This is a genomic window from Streptosporangium sp. NPDC050148 (assembly GCF_055586505.1).
The window spans coordinates 1-1,050 of the sequence record NZ_JBVJIA010000091.1 but is presented as its reverse complement, the minus strand read 5'-3'; the positions used below and the strand labels follow the sequence as shown (position 1 = coordinate 1,050).

Annotated in this window: 1 protein-coding gene; it reads left to right on the top strand. The window is 69.9% G+C overall.

The genetic code is table 11. The features are described 5' to 3' along the window. The coding region (locus tag ACZ6RT_RS37550; protein ID WP_470158888.1) for an acyltransferase domain-containing protein at positions 1-1,050 on the top strand (1,050 nt) is incomplete at both ends.

The window sequence follows — 1,050 nt, the reverse complement described above, 5'->3', positions numbered from 1 at the left end:
GGGCTGGTGGATGTGGGGTATTCGCTGGTGGTGACGCGGGCGGGGTTCGATCACCGTGGTGTGGTGGTGGGTGCCGATCGTGCGGGGGTGGTGGCGGGGTTGTCGGTGCTGGCCTCGGGTGGGGTGGGTGCCGGGGTGGTGCGCGGCCGGGTGGTCGAGGGTGGTGTGGCGTTGGTGTTCTCGGGTCAGGGCAGTCAGCGTGCGGGGATGGCGTTGGGGTTGTGCGCGGCGGTTCCGGGGTTCGAGGAGGAGTTGCGGGGGGTGTGTGCGGGGTTTGCGGGGTTGCTGGAGCGGCCTTTGGAGGAGGTGGTGTTCGCGGAGGCGGGCTCGGCGGTGGCGGGGTTGGTGGATCAGACGATGTACACCCAGGCGGCGTTGTTCGCGGTGGAGGTGGCGTTGTATCGGTTGCTTGCGCGGTGGGGGGTTGCGGCTGATTACGTGATGGGTCATTCCATCGGTGAGGTGGTCGCCGCGCATGTGGCGGGGGTGGTGTCGTTGCGGGATGGGTGTGTGCTGGTGGCGGGTCGGGGCCGGTTGATGCAGGCGCTGGCGGCGGGTGGGTCGATGGTCGCGGTGGGTGCTTCGCTGGAGCAGGTGCAAAAGGTGCTGGAGCAGGTCGACCCTGATGGGGCGTCGGTGGGGGTCGCGGCGGTGAACGGCCCGTCGTCGGTGGTGGTCTCCGGGGTGGAGTCGGTGGTGGAGCAGGTGGTGTCGGCTCTGGTGGAGCGGGGGGTGCGGCGCAAGCGGCTGCGGGTCAGTCATGCGTTCCATTCGCCGTTGATGGAGCCGATGCTGGAGGACTTCCGCCGCGTGCTGGACGGCATCGCCTTCCAGCCTCCGGCGGTTCCGGTGGTGTCGAATCTGACCGGCCGGGTGGCGGGGGAGGAGATGCTCTCGGCGGAGTACTGGGTGCGTCATGTGCGCCAGGCGGTGCGGTTCGCCGACGGGGTGGCGACGCTGCGTGAGGCCGGGGTTGCCACGTTCGTGGAGGTGGGTCCGGACGCGGTGCTGTCGGCGATGGGCCAGGAATGCCTCCAAGCCCCCCTCACT